At 67.8% G+C, this 13,089-nt stretch carries 10 protein-coding genes; 5 read left to right on the top strand and 5 right to left on the bottom strand.

Going from position 1 to position 13,089, the window contains the following annotated elements:
• Nucleotides 1–198: 198 nt before the first annotated feature.
• Both WK25_RS07040 and WK25_RS07045 read left to right on the top strand, forming a co-directional pair.
• Nucleotides 199–2,562 (top strand): UvrD-helicase domain-containing protein, encoded by a 2,364-nt coding sequence (locus WK25_RS07040; RefSeq protein WP_069241301.1) that lies wholly within the window; start codon nucleotides 199–201, stop codon nucleotides 2,560–2,562.
• On the top strand, nucleotides 2,562–3,356 hold the full coding sequence (locus tag WK25_RS07045; RefSeq protein WP_156789016.1) for a 5'-methylthioadenosine/adenosylhomocysteine nucleosidase: 795 nt from the start codon (nucleotides 2,562–2,564) through the stop codon (nucleotides 3,354–3,356). Before WK25_RS07040 ends, WK25_RS07045 begins: the two co-directional genes overlap by 1 nt.
• A 67-nt stretch (nucleotides 3,357–3,423) precedes the next feature.
• Here WK25_RS07045 and WK25_RS07050 read toward each other — a convergent pair whose 3' ends face one another.
• Entirely contained in the window at nucleotides 3,424–4,662 is a 1,239-nt protein-coding gene (locus WK25_RS07050) for an MFS transporter (protein WP_069241303.1), read from the bottom strand.
• A gap of 419 nt (nucleotides 4,663–5,081) precedes the next feature.
• On the opposite strand from WK25_RS07050, the gene WK25_RS07055 reads away from it, so the two are divergent.
• Complete coding sequence (locus WK25_RS07055; protein ID WP_069241304.1) at nucleotides 5,082–6,758, top strand: methyl-accepting chemotaxis protein; 1,677 nt, start codon at nucleotides 5,082–5,084, stop codon at nucleotides 6,756–6,758.
• Nucleotides 6,759–6,778: 20 nt separating this feature from the next.
• Here WK25_RS07055 and WK25_RS07060 read toward each other — a convergent pair whose 3' ends face one another.
• Genes WK25_RS07060 through WK25_RS07075 form a run of 4 tightly spaced genes read right to left on the bottom strand, consistent with a single transcriptional unit; the run spans nucleotide 6,779 to nucleotide 11,688 of the window.
• On the bottom strand, nucleotides 6,779–7,654 hold the full coding sequence (locus WK25_RS07060; RefSeq protein WP_040144004.1) for an HlyD family secretion protein: 876 nt from the start codon (nucleotides 7,652–7,654) through the stop codon (nucleotides 6,779–6,781).
• 12 nt (nucleotides 7,655–7,666) lie between these two features.
• Nucleotides 7,667–7,870, bottom strand: a complete 204-nt coding sequence (locus tag WK25_RS07065; RefSeq protein ID WP_040144005.1) for a DUF1656 domain-containing protein — start codon at nucleotides 7,868–7,870, stop codon at nucleotides 7,667–7,669.
• Entirely contained in the window at nucleotides 7,867–10,068 is a 2,202-nt protein-coding gene (locus tag WK25_RS07070) for an FUSC family protein (RefSeq protein WP_040144006.1), read from the bottom strand. Before WK25_RS07070 ends, WK25_RS07065 begins: the two co-directional genes overlap by 4 nt.
• A 15-nt stretch (nucleotides 10,069–10,083) precedes the next feature.
• Nucleotides 10,084–11,688, bottom strand: coding sequence for an efflux transporter outer membrane subunit (locus WK25_RS07075; protein WP_069241305.1), 1,605 nt, complete (start codon nucleotides 11,686–11,688; stop codon nucleotides 10,084–10,086).
• 157 nt (nucleotides 11,689–11,845) lie between these two features.
• On the opposite strand from WK25_RS07075, the gene WK25_RS07080 reads away from it, so the two are divergent.
• Both WK25_RS07080 and WK25_RS31645 read left to right on the top strand, forming a co-directional pair.
• A complete protein-coding gene (locus tag WK25_RS07080) occupies nucleotides 11,846–12,787 on the top strand; it encodes a LysR family transcriptional regulator (protein WP_069241306.1) in 942 nt (313 codons plus the stop codon).
• A 123-nt stretch (nucleotides 12,788–12,910) separates the two neighbouring features.
• Nucleotides 12,911–13,069 (top strand): hypothetical protein, encoded by a 159-nt coding sequence (locus tag WK25_RS31645; RefSeq protein WP_167432640.1) that lies wholly within the window; start codon nucleotides 12,911–12,913, stop codon nucleotides 13,067–13,069.
• Nucleotides 13,070–13,089: the final 20 nt, after the last annotated feature.

A 13,089-nucleotide genomic window follows, 5' to 3' on the forward strand; every position in this document is an offset into this window, starting at 1 on the left:
AAATGCGTGAATTGGATGCCGAATCCTGCAATTATAAATGGATGCACATCGGCCAGCCATCGCCGTGCCGGCGCGGGCCTGTCGCGAAGCGCCGCAGCGCGGCGGCGGCAGCGGTGCGTCGAACGCGGCGGAAACGGCATCGCGCCGCCGACTTATAATGGCGGGTCCGCATTTTTCTTGCCCGTCCGCTGCCGCTCCATGCCCGATCTGCTCGCCAATCTCAACCCTGAACAATACGCCGCCGTCACGCTGCCGAACGAACCGGCGCTGATCCTCGCGGGGGCGGGCAGCGGCAAGACCCGCGTGCTGATCACGCGGATCGCGTGGCTGATCCAGCAGGGTTATGCATCGCCGGCCACCGTGCTCGCCGTCACGTTCACGAACAAGGCCGCGCGCGAGATGATGGCGCGACTGTCCGCGATGATGCCGATCGACACGCGCGGGATGTGGATCGGCACGTTCCACGGGCTGTGCAACCGGATGCTGCGCGCGCACTACCGCGACGCCGGCCTGCCGCAGACGTTCCAGATCCTCGACACGGCCGACCAGCTGTCCGCGATCAAGCGGTTGATGAAGGCCGCGAACGTCGACGACGAGAAGTATCCGCCGAAGAACGTCCAGTACTTCATCAACAACGCGAAGGAGCAGGGGCTGCGTCCCGACAAGGTCGACGCGTCCGACAACTTCAACCGCAAGTTCGTCGAGCTGTATCAGGCATACGACCAGCAGTGCCAGCGCGAGGGCGTCGTCGACTTCCCCGAGCTGCTGCTGCGCTGCTACGAGCTGCTCGCGTACAACGCGCCGCTGCGCGCGCACTACCAGGCGCGCTTCAAGCACATTCTCGTCGACGAGTTCCAGGACACCAACAAGCTGCAGTACGCGTGGCTCAAGATGCTCGCGGGCGGCCAGAACGCGATCTTCGCGGTCGGCGACGACGACCAGTCGATCTATGCGTTCCGCGGCGCGAACGTCGGCAACATGCGCGACTTCGAAGACGAATTCCGCGTGCGCAACCTGATCAAGCTCGAGCAGAACTACCGGTCTCACGGCAACATCCTCGACGCCGCTAACCAGCTGATCTCGAACAATTCGCACCGCCTCGGCAAGAACCTGCGCACCGACGCCGGTCACGGCGAGCCGGTGCGCGTGTACGAGGCGAGCACCGATGCGCAGGAAGCCGGCTGGATCGTCGAGGAGATCCGCTCGCTGATCAACACCGGGATGTCGCGCAGCGAAGTCGCTGTGCTCTATCGCAGCAATGCGCAGTCGCGCGCCATCGAGCACACGCTGATGACGTCTGGCATCCCGTATCGCGTGTACGGCGGCCTGCGCTTCTTCGAGCGTCAGGAAGTGAAGCACGCGCTCGCGTACCTGCGCCTGATCGACAACCCGAACGACGACACCGCTTTCGCGCGCGTGGTGAACTTCCCGACGCGCGGCATCGGCGCGCGCTCGATCGAGCAGCTCGCGGATGCCGCGCGGCTGTACGATTGCTCGATGGCCGCCGCGATCCCGTATGTGACGGGCAAGGCCGGCTCAAGCCTCGGCGCGTTCGCGACGCTGATCGCGAAGATGCGTGCCGAGACGCAGCAGATGAGCCTGCCCGAGACGGTCGAATACGTGGTGCGTGCGAGCGGCCTCGCCGATTTCTACCAGGGCGAGCGGGAGGGCCAGGATCGGCTCGAGAACTTGCAGGAACTCGTGAACGCTGCCACCGCGTTCGTCAGCGAGGAAGGCTACGGGCTCGACGCGCCGGCCCGCTCGATTCCGCTGCGCGCGGGGGCGATCGCGGCGCCGGAGCTTGGCGTGGATGCAGACGATCCGTCTGTCGACGTGCTCGACCCCGCGCCGCTCGGCGACCCCGCACAGAATCCCGACACGATGACGCCGCTCGCCGGCTTCCTGTCGCACGCGTCGCTCGAAGCCGGCGACAACCAGGCGCAGGCCGGCCAGGACGCCGTCCAGCTGATGACGGTGCACGCGGCGAAGGGCCTCGAATTCTCGGCGGTGTTCATCACCGGCCTCGAGGAAGGGCTGTTCCCGCACGAGAACAGCGTGCTGGAATCGGACGGCCTCGAGGAGGAGCGCCGGCTGATGTACGTCGCGATCACGCGCGCGAAGGAGCGGCTTTATCTGTCGTTTGCGCAGAGCCGCATGCTGCACGGCCAGACGCGTTACAACGTGCGCTCGCGCTTTTTCGACGAATTGCCGGAGCACGTGCTGAAGTGGCTGACGCCGAAGGTCGAGGCGGGCTCGCGCTGGGGCGGCCGCTCGGACAACGCCGGCTGGGGCCGTGACTGGTTCGCGCGGCCGGGCGGCGGCAGCCGCGAGCAGATCGTCGATGCGGCCGTTTTCGCGCCGCTGCCCGCGTTCGCCGACAAGCAGCGCGCGGCCGACACCGGTTTCCGCGTCGGCCAGCAGGTGTTTCATACCAAGTTCGGTGAGGGCACGGTCACCGCGCTCGAAGGCAACGGCGCCGATGCGAAGGCGCAAGTGAAGTTCAAGCGGCACGGCGAGAAGTGGCTCGCGCTCGCCGTCGCGAAACTGCAGGCGGTGGAGTGATGAGCATCGATATGGTTGAAACGGCGGCCACGGGCCCGCTCGGAATCCTGGCCGCGCTGCCCGAAGAGCTCGGCGATTTGATCGCCGCGATGCGCGCCGACGGCGCGATGAAGACGATCACGCTCGGCCGCCGCGATTATCACGTTGGCACGGTGCACGGCGCGGCATGCGTCGTCACGCTCGCGCGGGTCGGCAAGGTCGCGGCGGCCGCGACCGTCAGCGCGTTGATCCACGTGTTCGGCGTGTCCGGCGTCGTGTTTACCGGCGTCGCGGGCGGCGTGTCGCGCACGGTGCGCGTGGGCGACGTCGTCGTCGCCGATACATTGCTGCAGCACGATCTCGATGCGTCGCCGCTGTTTCCGCGCTACGAGGTGCCGCTGCTGGGCATCACGCACTTCGCGACCGACGCGGAATTGACCGCGCGCCTGAAGGCCGCGTGCACGCTGTTCGTTGCCGAAGAGGGCGCGCGGTTCGCCGAGCGCTTCGGGCTCGCCGGCGCGACGCTGCACGGCGGGCTGATCATCAGCGGCGACCGCTTCGTGTCGAGCGAGCGCGAGGTCGTTGCACTGCGCGACGCGCTGCCGGACGCGCTCGCGGTCGAGATGGAAGGCGCGGCGATCGCGCAGGTGTGTGCGGAACACGACGTGCCGTTCGCACTCGTGCGCACGATCTCCGACACGGCCGACGATCACGCGACGCAGTCGTTCTCGCACTTCCTGTCGGCGATCGCGAGCAGCTATTCGTCCGGCATCCTCAAGCGTTTCCTGACGCTGCATGCAACGACGGCGGCCTGAAGCCGCCGCCGTACTTTCCCTTCGCAGACGATTGGCCGGCCGCGGCGCGCATGCCGCGGCCGTATCGTCACGCGCTCTTGCGCCGGCTGCTTTCGAGGTTCGGCAGGAACACCGTCAGCACGCCGATCAGCGGCAGGAACGAGCACACCTTGTACACGAACGTGATGCTCGTCGCGTCCGCGAGCTGGCCGAGCACGGCCGCACCCACGCCACCGAGGCCGAACGCGAAGCCGAAGAACAGGCCCGCGACCATTCCGACCTTGCCCGGCATCAGTTCCGTCGCATAGACGAGGATCGCCGCGAACGCCGACGCCAGCACGACGCCGATAATCACGCTCAGCACGCTCGTCCAGAACAGGTTCGCGTACGGCAGCAGCAGCGTGAACGGCGCGACCCCGAGAATCGACACCCAGATCACGTACTTGCGGCCGATGCGGTCGCCGACCGGGCCGCCGATCAGCGTGCCGGCCGCCACCGCCGCGAGGAACACGAACAGGTGGATCTGCGCGGCCTGTACCGACAGGTGAAACTTGTCGATCAGATAGAACGTGAAATAGCTGTTGATGCTCGCGAGATAGAAGTATTTCGAGAACACCAGCAGCACCAGCACGCCGATCGCGGCGAGCACGCGGCCCTGCGACAGCGTCGGATGGCCGGCAGGCGCTGCCTTCTTCTTCATCGACGGATGCTTCTTGTACCAATGGCCGATTTGCGTGAGCACGACCATCGCGACGAGCGCGGCCGCCGAGAACCACGCGATGCTGTGCTGGCCGTGCGGGATGATGACCAGTGCGGCGAGCAGCGGCCCCAGCGCCGAACCGGCGTTGCCGCCGACCTGGAACAGCGACTGCGCGAGCCCGTGCTGGCCGCCCGATGCCATTCGCGCGACGCGCGACGATTCCGGATGGAACACCGACGAGCCGCAGCCGACGAGCGCGGCCGCCGCCAGCAGCATCGGGAAATTCTGCGCGGCCGACATCAGCAGCAGCCCCGCCAGCGTGAAACCCATCCCGACCGGCAGCGAATACGGCTTCGGCCGCTTGTCCGTGTACAGGCCGACGAGCGGCTGCAGCAGCGACGCGGTGATCTGGTAGGTCAGCGTGATCAGTCCGATCTGCGCGAACGACAGCGCGAACTGGCTCTTGAGCATCGGATAGATCGCGAGGATCAACGACTGGATCATGTCGTTGAGCATGTGCGAGAAGCTGATGGCGCCGAGCACCGGATACACGGTGCGCGGGGCGGGCGGAACGGGCGGCTGGGCCGCGGCGGCGTTGCCGGCGCCCGTATCGAGGCTGGTTTCCATGTGAGCTGAGCGAGTTGAGGTGACGGGACGCGCTCTGATGGGGATCGGCGCGTTTGAATCGTTGTTGCGTCAAAGAAGTGTAATGTGGCGTATAGAGAATGTCCGGCCAAGTTTTGTCGCAATTCGGACATTGGTGTGACGATTCGCTTCGCGCTTGTCTTTTTGCTCGCCTTTTTGGCCGGGTATAACCCTGCGGCATGGCCGCTCGCCGACGGGCCGCGGGGCCGGTCGGTGTTTGTCCGGACTCAAGGCGCGCCGACCGCGGCCGTAGAAAGGCGCAATGACAATATCGGCGCGCCGCGCCAGCACCGGCCACGAGCCGGGGCGGCGCGGGCCGCGCGGCGGAGGCCAGCCGCCGCGGGAATGCCGCCCGCCGGGACCGACCTTTCCGGCGGCGTGATTACTACGGGGATATATCGATGAAAGCAGCAGCATCATTGCATCCGCAGCGGGGGACCACCATCGCCGCATCCGGCGCGGCCGCCGGGCCTGCCGCCCGCCGCGCGCGCGATGCACGGCGCGAGCGCCGGCCATGGACCGTCAAGGCGACGTTGCGGGCCGCATTCGCAATCCTGCTGGTCGGCACGCTCGCGATCGGCGTGTTTTCGTTGTGGCAGATCAGCCGGCTGAACGCGTCGATCGCGTCGGTCTACGAGCAGGGGCACGTCGCGAGCCGGGCCGCGGAGGAGGTGCGGGCCGAGGTGCTGCGCGCGAGCCGCGCGCAAAAGATGCTGCTGACCGCGACCACCGCGAAGGAGCGCGACGATCTCGGCGCCGAGGTCGGCGCCGGCCTCGCGTCGATCGGACAGGCGCTCGCCACGCTGCAGCGCTACGCGGATCCGGCGGACGCCGACGATTCCGCGCGGCTGCGTGCGTTCTCGATGGCGGTCGGCACGTGGAGCGCCCACTTGCGCGATTTCGTCGCGCTCGTGCAGGCGCAGCCGCTCGACCTGTCGCAGATGAACTGGCAGGTCGGCACGCAGGACGTGTCGCTGCTGGTCGAGACCGGCAAGCTCGAGAAACTCGTTGCGATGCTCGTGAAGACGCGCGGCGCGAAATCGAAGGCGACGCTCGATGCGTCCGCGACGATCTTCTCGTCGTCATTCGCGATGATCGCTGCGATGACGGTCGCGTTGATCGTGCTCGCGATCGCGATCGCGGAGGGTGTCGTGCGCCGCCTCGCGTCGCAACTCGGCGGCGAGCCGGCGGACGCGAAGGCGATCGCCGCCGACATCGCGCGCGGCGACCTGACGCGCCCGATCCCGCTCGCCCGTAACGATCGCGACAGCATGGTGCGCGCGCTTGCCGACATGCAGACCGGACTCGCGGCGACGGTCGGCGAGATCGCCGTCAGCGCCGAGGCGATCGCGGCTGCGTCCGGCGAGATCTCGACCGGCAACCTCGACCTGTCGCGCCGTACCGAGCAGCAAGCCGTCGCACTCGAGCGGACCGCGGCGAGCATGGAGGAACTGACGTCGACCGTCCGGCAGAACGCCGAAAACGCGCGGCAGGCGAGTGCGCTCGCGGCGAATGCGTCGGCCGTCGCCGAAGCGGGCGGCGAAGTCGTCGGGCGCGTCGTCGCGACGATGAGCGAGATCGACGACAGCGCGAAGAACATTCGCGACATCATCGGCACGATCGAGGGGATCGCGTTCCAGACCAACATCCTCGCGTTGAACGCGGCGGTCGAGGCGGCGCGCGCGGGCGAACAGGGGCGCGGCTTTTCGGTGGTGGCGGGCGAAGTGCGGCTGCTCGCGCAGCGCTCGGCGACCGCGGCGAAAGAGATTCGCGAGCTGATCGGTGCGTCGGTCGAACGTGTGGCGAACGGCGCGACGCTCGCGCATGATGCGGGCCGCACGATGGACGACGTGGTGCGGGCGGTGAAGCGCGTGACCGACATCATCGGCGAGATTTCGGCGGCCTCAGACGAGCAGAGCGCCGGCATCGAGGAGATCGGCCGCGCGGTCACGCAAATGGATGCCGGCACGCAGCAGAACGCGGCGCTGGTCGAGCAGGCGGCGGCCGCCGCCAATGCGCTCGACGAGCAGGCTCAGGCGCTCAAGGCGCTGGTCGGGCGGTTCCGCATCGCGGCGTAAGCGCGCCCGGCCACCGGCGCTTACGACTTCTTCGGCTTGTCCGGATCGATGATGACCGTGCAGGTCGTGCCGGCCGACAGCACCACGTCGGCCGGCACTTCGTCGATCCGGATGCGCACCGGCACGCGCTGCGCGAGGCGCACCCAGTTGAAGGTCGGGTTCACGTCCGCGACGAGGTCGCGGCTTTGCGGGTTGTCGCGATCGTAGATGCCGCGCGAGATGCTTTCGACGTGGCCTTTCATCACGCCGCCGCTCATCAGCCGCATTTCGGCCGGCGCGCCGATCTTCACGCGCGGCAGCTTGGTTTCCTCGAAGTAGCCGTAGACCCAGAACGAGTGGCTGTCGACGATCGCGAGCTTTGCCTGGCCGGCCACCGCGTAGTTGCCCTTGAACGTCTGCAGGTTCGTGATGTAGCCGTCGACCGGCGCGACCACGCGCGTGCGTTCGAGGTTGAGCTTCGCGGCATCGAGCGCGGCGAGCGCTTGCTGATACTGCGCCTCGGCGCTCGATGCGCTGTGCGCGGCGTTCTCGCGGTTTTCCTTCGACACGACGAGCGCATCGAGATCCGCGCGGCGCGCCGCGTCGTCGCGGCGCATCTGCAATTCCGCGCGGCGGGCGGCGACGGCCGCCTGCGCCTGCTCGACCGCGATCTGGTAGTGCGACGGATCGATCTGCATGATCAGGTCGCCCTTTTTCACGAGCTGGTTGTCATGCACCGGCAGCTCGACGATCGCACCCGACACGTCGGGCGCGACGTTGACGATCTCGGCGCGTACGCGCCCGTCGCGCGTCCACGGATCGTCCATGTAGTGCACCCACAGCGAGCGCCCGATCAGGATCGCGACGAGAAGGATGACGGCGGTCGCGACGAAGCCGAAGAGTTTTCTGAGAATCATGATGGTTCGGAATCAACGGTAAACGGCGAGACTCAGTCCGCCGCAAATGCAGACGAGAAGGCACGCGCGGAACAGCGACGGGTGCCAGACGAGGCGGTAGAGCCCGGTATGGGCGAGCAGGCGATCGACGGCCCAGGTGGCCAGCCCGCCCAGCACGAACATCAGCACCACCGTGGGCATGTACGCATCGAGAATGGCGATTTCACGCGGCATCATGACGAGGCTCCTGGTTGGGCGCGCACGGCGCGGTTGCGGTTGAGCGGCTCGAGCGGCGATTCCGGATCGAGCAGCGCCGTGCGCACGAAATGCAGATGGCTGAGAATGCGCTGCAGCCTGTGGCGCTCGTCGCGCGACGGCGCGACCGCGTCGAGCGTCTGCCGGGTCGCGTCGATCGCGGCGTTGACCGCGTCGAGCGTCGTGTCGAAGCGTTCCGCATTCGGCTTGGTGAACAGCGCGGACAGCGCGGTGCGCAGCGCCTCGATCGCGCGCCGCCACGGCGTTGCCGGCGCATAGCGCGGATCGGGCGGCAGCGTCGCCAGCTCGGCGCGCAGGTCGAGCGCCGCGTTGCCGGTTTCGAGCACCGCGAACATCCAGCGCAGCGCGTCGCGCTGCACGTCGGGCTGGTCGGCCGACAGTGTGTGCGCCTGGTACATCAGGTCGCGCGCGCCGCTTTCGAAGCGCGTGCGCAGGCCGGCGAGCCGTGCATGGCACGCCGCGACCACCTGATGCCGCAGGTCGGCGAACAGCCGTTTCTTCAGCCACGGCGCGGTCGGCGGGAACAGCACCGCGAACGCGATCGCCGACGCCAGCATCGACAGCACCAGCGCGAGCGCATCGTTCATGAAGCTCGTCGGATCGTAGTGCGTGATGTTGTCCGGACCGGCGAGAAAGCAGAAGAAGATCAGATAGCCCATCCCGTAGCCGGCGAGCTTCGGCTTCAGCGTCATGTAGACGCCGATCGCGAGCAGCGGCGTGAGCGCCACGCACAGCAGCGGGAAGCCGTCGATGTGCGGATAGATGCCGAACGTCAGCAGGAAGCCCGTGCAGACGGCCAGAGCCGTGCCTATCCCCATCTGCGCGGACATCGCGGTCGGCCGCGGCGTCGACGACGCGAGCGCGCAGGTGGCCGCCGCGGTCAGCGTCATCGTCACGCCGCTTGGCCAGGCGGTCTCGATCCAGAACCAGCCGAGCACGAGGATCACGGTCGCGGTGCGGATCGCCGCGATCACCATCGCCGTCGCGTTGGTGCGCGGCTCGTACCGCTCGATCCAGCGCTCGCGCTCGTGCGTCGCGGTGGAAAGCGACGCGTAGGTCGCCGCGTATTCGTGCAGGTCCGTGATGAAGCGGTACAGCAGTTCGGCGGCCGTGTCGAAGTCGAGCAGCGGAAAGTCCGGCTGCGTTTCGAGTGCCGCACGCGTTGCGCGGATGCGTCGTGGCAGCGCATCGCGCCAGGCGAGCAGCTGTTCGGCTGCGAGCGCGGCGTCGTCCGACGAGCGCACCGGCTCGCCGTTGCGCGTCAGCAGCGGCGCGATTTCGCGGAAATACGGCTCGATCGCATCGATTGCGGCCTGCGCGCCGGCCGCGCGCAGCCGGTTCATCAACTGGTGCAGCGCATGGAAGCGGCTCGATACGCTCATGAATTCGCTGTTCAGCCGCGCGAGGCGGCCGCTGCGCATCCGCGTGTCCGGATCCTCGAACACGGCCATGCTGCGCGCCGCTTCGAAGCCGACGACGTCCGCGACGAAACGCGTATGAATCGTTTCGATGTGCGCGCGGTCGAGCTTGCCCGACAGTGCCGCCGCGACGTAGTCGACGAAGCTGCCGAAACGCTTGCGCACCGTCGTGCGCATCTGCTCGCCGGTCGTCTGCGGAAACACCAGCGCGCTGACGACGCCTGCCGACACGATTCCGACCATGATTTCCGCGACCCGCGTCATCGCGCTCATGAACGCGCCGTCCGGGTGTTGCGACGCGGGCAGCCCGATCAGCGCGGTCGTGTAGCCGGCGAGCAGGAAGCCGTAGCTGCGGAAGTTGCGGTTGCGCGCGGCGCCGGCCGTACACAGCGCGACCCACAGCGCGACGGCCAGCAGGAACAACTGCGGCTGCTGCGGGAACAGGCCGACGAACGCGAGCGTCGCGATCAGCCCGAAGATTGTGCCGGCGACGCGGTAGAAGCTTTTCGCGAGTACGGCGCCGCTTTGCGGCTGCATCACGATGAACACGGTCGTCATCGCGGTTTTCGGCGCCGGCAGGTCGAGTCGCATCGACACGCCGGTCGCGATGAACGCAGCGAGCAGCGCCTTGAACAGATAGAGCCACGCGGCGCCGTCGCCGCGCGCCCAGTCGGCGAACGCGGCGTGCCAGGCCGCGAGCGGGCCGCCGGCATGCGTGGAAGCGGGGGAGGAAGCTGACATGGAGGGCGCTCCGCGTTACCGTGCGACCGGCGTGGCGATCGCCGCGGCCGCACCGGACGCCGCGGCCGCCACGGTCTGCGCGCGCCGGGCAGCGCCTGCGGACTTCGCTGCCGGTGCGGTCTGCGCGGCTGCATCCGCGGCGGCTTCGCCACGCGGCGGATGGCCGTCGCGGTCGTCCGTCTGCGTCTCGACGCCGCCGCCGAGCGCGGCCATCAGCTGCGCGTGCGCGGCCAGGCGTTCCGCGTCGATGCGGGCAGCGGTCTCCTGTGCGCGCAGCAATTGCTGTTGCGCGACCAGCACGTTCACGTAATCGGTCAGCCCGCGGCGGAAGCCTTCGCGCGACAGCCGGTAGCTGCGCTCGTTGGCGGCCACCGAGCGGGCGGCGTCCTTTTTCTGCGTGTCGAGCGAGCGGATCCGCACGACCTGGTCGGCAATGTCCTTCAGCGCGCCGACGACCGTCTGGTTGTAACGCTCGACCGCCTGGTCGTAGCCGGCATTGGCTGCGCCCAGTTGCGCGCGCAGGCGGCCGCCCTCGAAGATCGGCAGCGACAGCGCGGGGCCGGCCGTCCAGCCGCCGTTCATCGCACGCAGGAAGTCGGTGAACGGCGCGGTCACGCCGAAGCCGCCGACCGTCGCGAGCAGGTCGATGTTCGGATAGAACGACGCTTTCGCGACGTCGATGCCGCGCGCCTGCGCGTCGACCATCCAGCGGGCCGCGACGACGTCCGGGCGGCGGCCGAGCAGGTCGGCCGGCATCGCGGACGGCAGCCCGGCCGGCGCATCGAGCGACAGGCTCGGCCGCTTGATCGCGTCGCCGGCGCCCGGGCCTTTGCCCGCAAGCGCCGCGAGCTGATGGCGCGCGAGCTGAATCGCTTCTTCATAGGTATCGATCTGGCGCTCGTAGTCGGGCAGCGTCGATTCGGCCTGGCTGACCTCGAGCTGCGTGCCGATGCCCGCCTCAAGGCGCTTGCGCGCGAGGTCGGCGAGCGCGCGCTGGCGCTCGAACGTCTCCTGCGCGAGGTCGAGCAGCGCGTAGTTCATCGACATGCCGACGTACGCGCGCACGACGTTGACTTCCAGCTCGAGCTTCGCCGCCCGTGCGTCGGCCGCGGTTGCATGCGCGGTGTCGAGCGCACGCTCGGTCGCGTTTTTGTCTTTGCCCCACAGATCGAGGTGGTACGACAGGCCGAGCGTGCCGCTGTTGTTCCAGGTGTCGGTGTCGGCGAGCGGTCCCGGGCCGTAATAGACGTTGTCCGGCCAGTGCTGGCGCATCAGCGACAGGTTGCCGTTGATTTGCGGCAGCTCGGCCGAACGGGCGACGCGCGCCATCGCCTGCGCTTCGCGCACGCGGGCTTCGGCCGCGGCGAGCGACGGGTTGCCGGCCTGCGCGGCGGCGATCCATGCGTCGAGCTGCGGGTCGCGGTACGCGCGCCACCAGTCGGATGCGGGCCAGCCCGCGTCGCGGTCCGCCGCGCGGATCGCGGCGCCGGCATCGAGCGAGTTCGCGTCGATGCGAGTGGACTGGGTCTTGTTGTCGCCCATGCTCGCGCAACCGGCCATTATTAATGAGACTGCAAGAACCGCCAGTGCCAGCGTCCCTTTTGTTGCCGGAAACTGCACGATTTTCTCCCTTTCGGATATAGATGAGTCGGATGCGATTATATTTTTCAGTAATTCCTGAATAAATGGACAACGGTGCAAGTCATTTTTACGAATCCTGAGATAATATTTGTTCGCTCCTGTGCAACAATCCCTCCGGATTCAAACGGGTATTGGGATGGATACGCTACAAAACATGCGGGTATTCGTCCGCGTGGTCGACGCGGGAAGCTTTACCGCGGCCGCCCAGCAGATGAATTCGACTACCGCCTACGCATCGCGCGCCGTGTCGGATCTCGAAGCGCACCTGCGCACGCGCCTGCTGAACCGGACGACACGCCGGATCGCGCTGACGGAAGCCGGCGAGCGCTACCTGCAGCGCTGCGAGCAGATCCTCGCGTACGTCGACCAGGCCGAAGCCGAAGCGGGCGACGCGCACGCGCGCCCGTCGGGCAAGTTGAAGGTCCATTGCTTCACGAGCCTCGGACAGCACTACCTGGTGCCTGCCATCGCGCGCTACCGGCAGCGCTATCCGGACGTGCACGTCGAGCTCACGCTCGCGCAACGGATGCCCGACCTGCTTGACGAGGGATACGACGTCGCGATCGTCGTCGGGCGCGACCTGCCGGATTCGGGGCTCGTATCGCAGCGGCTCGGCGAGAGCTACAGCGTCGTGTGCGCATCGCCCGGCTATGTCGACGCACACGGCGCGCCGCGCACGCCCGCCGATCTGGAGCAGCACGTGTGTCTCGGGATGGTCGCGCCCGGTTTTCACTTCGACGAGTGGTCGCTGTCGGGGCCGCACGGCGATGAGGTCGTTCCGATCACGGCGCCGCCGTTCCGCGTGAACGTCGCCGAGGCGCTCGCGGTGGCGGTGCGGGAAGGAATGGGAATCGGCGGGCTGCCGCTCTATTCGGCGATCGCCGGGCTGCGCAGCGGGCAGATCGTGCGCGTGATGCCCGAATACCGGTCGCACGTGATGAACATCTACGCGCTGTACCCGTCGCGCCAGTATCTCGACGCGAAAATCCGGACCTGGGTCGATTTCCTGCGCGACGAGCTGCCGGCCACGCTGCGCGCCGACGAAGCCGCGCTCGCGCACTTCACCGCTGCGACATGACCGCGCAGTCGCGCGCGATCTGACGAGATTTGTCGTTCACGCAACATTTTTTTACTATCGGAACGCAGACAGTTTGATACTGTTCAAACATAGAGATTTGGATCTGCCCACACCGGAGTCGCAATGGATACGCAACTGATCATCGGCCTTGGAGTTCTGCTTGGCGCGGCCGCCGCCGCTGCGGCGACGCGCGATCTGCTGCGCGCGATGAAGGCGCAGGCGAAGCCGGTGCCGGTGCGCGTACGCGCGTCGTCGAACGGTTCCCGTCGCACCGGGCGCTGAGCGTCGGTATTCAGATCGAC

Source organism: Burkholderia latens, assembly GCF_001718795.1.
Taxonomy (GTDB): Bacteria; Pseudomonadota; Gammaproteobacteria; order Burkholderiales; family Burkholderiaceae; genus Burkholderia; species Burkholderia latens_A.